The sequence below is a fragment of the Staphylococcus pseudoxylosus genome, from assembly GCF_003697915.1.
In the GTDB taxonomy this organism is placed as follows: Bacteria; Bacillota; Bacilli; order Staphylococcales; family Staphylococcaceae; genus Staphylococcus; species Staphylococcus pseudoxylosus.
Window position 1 is genome coordinate 1 of sequence record NZ_RCVN01000120.1, and the last position, 209, is coordinate 209.

1 pseudogene is annotated in these 209 nt (G+C 48.8%); it reads right to left on the reverse strand.

The features are described from left to right. Positions 1-209 (reverse strand): annotated as a pseudogene (locus D9V42_RS15205) (serine protease); the annotation flags it as partial.

A 209-nucleotide genomic window follows, 5' to 3' on the forward strand; every position in this document is an offset into this window, starting at 1 on the left:
TATCCGGATTAGATTGATCATCTCCCCCGTCTCCAGTGTCTGGGTTATCCGGATTTGGTTGATTGTCTCCTCCACCCCCAGTGTCTGGGTTATCCGGGTTTGGTTGATTGTCTCCATCATCTCCGCTATCTGGTTTATCCGGATTTGGTTGATTATCTCCATCATCTCCACTATCTGGGTTATCCGGGTTTGGTTGATTATCTCCGCCG